At 60.5% G+C, this 1102-nt stretch carries 1 protein-coding gene; it reads right to left on the bottom strand.

Annotated features, from left to right (window positions below):
* Positions 1-7: 7 nt before the first annotated feature.
* On the bottom strand, positions 8-1000 hold the full coding sequence (locus QC821_RS21675) for an IS30 family transposase (protein WP_309725603.1): 993 nt from the start codon (positions 998-1000) through the stop codon (positions 8-10).
* Positions 1001-1102: the final 102 nt, after the last annotated feature.

Consider the following 1102-nt stretch of genomic DNA (forward strand, 5'->3'; position numbering starts at 1 on the left):
CCTGAATTCAAGTAATAAGCGCAGCACCTGCGGTGTTGAGGGCTCCTGAGTATTCACCCAAAAACACCTGTGCCGGTGTCCGGTAACCAAGCCGCTTTCGGGGGCGATCATTCAACCTTCTTACCACCTCGCGCAGCTCGGCATCAGTGACCTGCCGGAAGTCCGTTCCCTTGGGGAAATACTGCCGTACCAGGCCATTGGTGTTCTCATTGCTCCCACGCTGACCAGAGCAGTAGGGATCACAAAAGTAGGTCGTTGCAGTTACCGCCTTGGCTACGGCTTGGTGATCGGCAAACTCCGAGCCGTTGTCCAGGGTGATGGTCCGGACAGCACCTCGACGGGGCTTCAGTAGACGGATCATAGCCGCTCGCGTCAGCGCCGCTGAGATGTTGGGCAACCGTGCCGCCAGCAGGTAGCCGCTGCGTCGCTCTACCAGTGTGACCAGCCCCGACTGCTTATGACCCTGGATGACGGTATCGCCCTCCCAGTGCCCGATATAGAGCCTGTCATTAACCTGCGCGGGGCGATGCTCGATGCCCACACGGTTAGGAATCTTGCCGAGCCCTGCGCTCTTGGCCTGGGTCCGGTGCTTGCTTCGCCGCTTGGGCTGACGGAGGTGCTGCCAGAGATCGCCTCCGCGCGCCTTGTCATCCCAGATCAAGGAATAGATCCACTGGTGACTGACGGCGACGCCGGTAAAGGGCGCCATGAAACCGCTGATCTGCTCCGGGCTCCACTCCTCACGCAGCCGGTCGATAACGACGGCGATCATGCTGGGCAAGCGCTTTGTCCATTTCCAGGCGGTGCGTCGCCGGCGATCACTGAGGGACTGAGCCTGCTCGGGATCGTAGCCACCAGAGGTGGCGTTGCGGCGCAACTCGCGGCTGATCGTGCTGCTGTGGATGCCCAGCTCTCTGCCAATTTGTCGCTGGCTCATGCCCAGGTCATAGCGGGCGTGGATCTGGTATCGTTGGGTCTGGGTCAGCTGTCGGTATCCCATGCTCTGCTTCACTTTGGTCGGTAAAGCAGGGAGGGTACCGGCGCTGGCCCTCCTGCTTCTACCGGGTGGTCCAAAGTGCTGCGGTTATTCTATGAATCTAGG

This window comes from Franzmannia qiaohouensis (genome assembly GCF_031451695.1).
Classification (GTDB): Bacteria; Pseudomonadota; Gammaproteobacteria; order Pseudomonadales; family Halomonadaceae; genus Franzmannia; species Franzmannia qiaohouensis.